Annotated in this window: 1 protein-coding gene; it reads right to left on the reverse strand. The window is 37.6% G+C overall.

What is annotated here, in order from left to right:
• The coding region (locus HQ48_RS01045) for a hypothetical protein (protein WP_044231291.1) at positions 1-388 on the reverse strand (388 nt) is incomplete at both ends.

Here is a 388-nt window from a genome sequence, read left to right on the forward strand (position 1 = left end):
CCTTAATAGTAGACAACTCAGGAGGGTTTCCGTGGTCATCTCTATCATAAAACAATGTTTTGGTTGTCCTTACATCTGGCAAGTCTGTTCCGTCTCCATGATAAGTGCTATAATCAATGACATCTCCGTTATTTTTTGCTGTGTACATTTTAGGAGGGTCTGTGTAGTCATCTGTTGCTTTATTTTTAACGAACACAACAGCAAAATTATAAGCTGAACGTTCTACTATTGTTTCCGTGTCCATTGTCACACTTTGCTTAATATCTACCCTTGTCGTGATTCTTTTTCTATTCCAGTTTCTTGAAGCAAAGTTAATGAATAACAAGTTTCTAGGGTCTGTTTCAGATGGAGCGTGTTGAATGGTTGTAGTTGGTTGAAATTGAACCTC

Source organism: Porphyromonas sp. COT-290 OH3588 (genome assembly GCF_000769075.1).
Lineage (GTDB): Bacteria > Bacteroidota > Bacteroidia > Bacteroidales > Porphyromonadaceae > Porphyromonas.